This window comes from Paenibacillus antarcticus (assembly GCF_001637225.1).
Taxonomy (GTDB): domain Bacteria; phylum Bacillota; class Bacilli; order Paenibacillales; family Paenibacillaceae; genus Paenibacillus_AQ; species Paenibacillus_AQ antarcticus.
Genome location: NZ_LVJI01000040.1, coordinates 1 through 2,466, shown reverse-complemented (window position 1 = coordinate 2,466; position 2,466 = coordinate 1). Strand labels below are relative to the sequence as shown.

At 37.8% G+C, this 2,466-nt stretch carries 1 protein-coding gene and 1 riboswitch; the gene reads left to right on the top strand.

The features are described from left to right. Positions 1 to 225 precede the first annotated feature (225 nt). Positions 226 to 325, top strand: a riboswitch (purine riboswitch). A 127-nt stretch (positions 326 to 452) separates the two neighbouring features. Continuing rightward, the gene (locus tag PBAT_RS20375) at positions 453 to 1,853 is read left to right on the top strand and encodes an NCS2 family permease (RefSeq protein ID WP_068652372.1); all 1,401 of its coding nucleotides are present in this window, start codon (positions 453 to 455) and stop codon (positions 1,851 to 1,853) included. Positions 1,854 to 2,466: the final 613 nt, after the last annotated feature.

Sequence of the window (2,466 nt, the reverse complement as noted above, 5' to 3'; positions counted from 1 at the left end):
ACTTGACAGGGGTCACTTCAGAACGGGTTTGCTCTTCTTTTTGGAACAATAGAAAAGCTTCTTCTAGCAAATCAGTACATTTTTTTTGCAAATAGTTTATCCATTGCATGGGAACGATAAGATTATTGAACCGTTTTAACAATTCACGAACAATAATAAAATAAATTATATTAATGTACGGATTTATGATTGACAAGCTAAGTTGTTTCGACATAAAATGATTAAGCACAACAACACATAATATTTCGTATAATTCCGAGGATTGGCTTGGAAGTCTCTACGAGGTCACCATAATGGCCTGGCTACGATTATAAAAGAAATCGACGTATACGATAGCCATCAGGCTGTGAACATACGGGCTATTCTCTTTTTTATTCAGGCTGGAGTCACTATGACTTCAGCTTTTTGTTGCTGTTCAACATATCTAAGGGGGAAGTATTCTGATGAATCGGTTGAATCGATTTTTTAAACTGAAACAGAATGGTACGACAGTACGCACAGAAATTATGGCTGGTTTGACGACATTTATGGCAATGGCTTATATCCTGTCTGTCAATCCGAACACGCTAACGGCTTTTGGTCAAATTGATATGGGATGGTATTCTGTATTTTTGGCTACAGCATTAGCAGCAGGTATTTTTACAATTGCAATGGGTTTATTCATTAACTTTCCGGTTGCATTGGCGCCTGGTATGGGATTAAATGCTTATTTCGCTTCTGTTGTATTATCTTCAGCATCAACGGATCATCCGTTTACTTGGCAAATGGGCTTAACAGCGGTATTTATTTCAGGTTTGATCTTTATTCTATTGACGATTACTCATGTGCGTCAAATGTTACTTGATGCAATTCCAGATAGTTTGAAACATGCAATTACAGTAGGTATTGGTTTATTCATTACTGTACTAGGTTTGAAGAACAGTGGACTGATGACAATCGGTGTTGAAGCTGGTAAGGACATTCCAGCACATACATTTACGGATGTGCTCGGATTTGAAACGGTGATTCATCTAGGTAGTCTAAATAATTCGGATGTTCAATTAGCACTTGTTGGTGTGATTTTAATTGCTATCTTAATGGTACTACGTGTGAAAGGTGCAATTTTGTTTGGTATCTTGGGTACAACATTAGTGGCTATCCTTATGGGAGCTGTGGACTTTGGTACATTGAGAAGCAATGATATTCATTGGGTTCCAGACTTCACACAGATGAACTTTATGTCCTTCGATTGGGAAGGTATTATGCACACAGGTCTTGTCTCTGCAATTGTGACGTTTACCTTTGTAGAATTGTTTGATACGTTCGGTACATTAGTTGGTACTGCTACTCGTGCGGGTATTATGAAAGATCCGGTAGAAGGTAAAAAACGTGTAGGTAAAGCAATGTTTGTGGATGCAGTTGCTGTAACGGGTGGTGCTATGCTTGGAACATCCACTACAACTGCTTTTGTTGAAAGTTCAGCAGGGGTAGCTGAAGGTGGTCGTACAGGTCTTACTGCAGTAACAACAGGGGTATGTTTCTTATTGGCATTGTTTCTAGCTCCAGTTGTGGCACTGATTCCAGGGTCTGCTACTGCAGCGGCACTTATTATTGTAGGTGTACTTATGGTGCAGTCCATTAAAGAAATCGACTTTCAGGATATGGTCGTGGCCATTCCAGCTTTCTTAACAATTACAATGATGCCTTTCACTTACAATATTGCTAACGGGATTTCATTCGGTATCGTGACTTATGTTATTCTGGCTACTTTCGGTAATCTTGTAGAGAAGAAGAAGTATAATATTCACTGGTTGATGTGGGTGTTGGCGGTTCTGATTATTCTACGTTATGTATTCCTTGGTAGTGCAGGTTAATAAAATGATGTTGTAGGAAATTTCATTCGATAGCATGGCCAAGTGCCATGCTATTTTTTTTGAATATATATATATATGAAGGAAGAGCATTTGCAGAAATCCTCTATACAACATAAAATGCGTGTATAAATATATCTAATTGGGTAATTATAAATTCTACAAACATATTGTTAAAAAAGACTTGCTATTCTTTTGAGCCCGTGATATATTATTCCGGCCAATAAACAACACTATTTATTGAATCGGCAAGCCAATATCGAATGAAACTTAAATCGAAAAAAAAGCTTGCACAAACGAACCGGACATGATATGATATAAAAGTTGTCACCGAGACAGACTGGTGCTAACAAAACGAAATAATTGGTCTTTGAAAACTGAACAACGAGTGAGTAGATTTTGCGATAAGTGAAATCAAAACAAATGAGAAATCATTTGATAGAGAATGTAAATTCTCGCCAGTTTGTTTCAAAATGAGCATTTCGCTCTTTCTAAATACCAATTTGGAGAGTTTGATCCTGGCTCAGGACGAACGCTGGCGGCATGCTTTATCCATGCAACTCTCTCGTAGTTATTTTTTTCCTTTTCTTCCAAAACTACTCACCTTCTACCTGTT